Annotated in this window: 1 protein-coding gene; it reads left to right on the top strand. The window is 75.7% G+C overall.

All coding sequences use genetic code 11. The annotated features are described in order from the left end of the window. Positions 1–50: 50 nt before the first annotated feature. Positions 51–235 (top strand): hypothetical protein (locus KVT44_RS57135; RefSeq protein ID WP_217577200.1); only part of this gene is annotated, 185 nt, incomplete at its 3' end.

Genomic DNA, 235 nt, shown 5'->3' with positions numbered 1-235 from the left:
TGTTGTACGTCCGGTCCCTCGTGTCCCACCACCATGCCCCCCCTCCCTGTGTGCGTGTCGACGACGTACGAGCCGACCGGCGGCTCCGACGGCGGCCTCACCGCAGGGCCGCCGCGAGCCGGGTCGCGCCCTCGATGGAGCAGCCGCCCCGTTCGCCACGCGGGCAAGGTGCCTCGCGCGCCAACCTCGCCGGGGCGGTCCGGCGCGACGGCAACGTGATTCCGGCCCCCCCCAG

Origin of the sequence: Streptomyces sp. GbtcB7 (assembly GCF_019091445.1) — a bacterium.
Classification (GTDB): Bacteria; Actinomycetota; Actinomycetes; order Streptomycetales; family Streptomycetaceae; genus Streptomyces; species Streptomyces mirabilis.
This window is presented reverse-complemented; position numbering and strand designations above follow the sequence as displayed.